1 protein-coding gene is annotated in these 251 nt (G+C 64.1%); it reads right to left on the bottom strand.

The window, feature by feature from the left end; translation table 11 throughout:
* The coding region (locus AMS65_RS18345) for a substrate-binding domain-containing protein (RefSeq protein ID WP_193787046.1) at positions 1–251 on the bottom strand (251 nt) is incomplete at both ends.

Raw genomic sequence — 251 nt, forward strand, 5'->3', positions numbered from 1 at the left:
CCCTCGTTCTGCGCGGTGATCGCTGCGTCGTTCCACTTGGTGATCTTGCCCGAGAAGATCTGCGCGACAGTCGACGCGTCGAGCTTCAGCGAATCGACACCGTCGACGTTGAAGATGATCGCGATCGGGGAGATGTACGCGGGGAATTCGACGATGTCGCCGGTCGCGCAGCCCTCGAAGGGGGCAGCCGAGATCTCGTCGGTCTTGAACGCGCGGTCCGAACCGGCGAACGCGCTGGCGCCCTGCTGGAA

The organism is Leucobacter celer subsp. astrifaciens, from assembly GCF_001273835.1.
Taxonomy (GTDB): domain Bacteria; phylum Actinomycetota; class Actinomycetes; order Actinomycetales; family Microbacteriaceae; genus Leucobacter; species Leucobacter celer.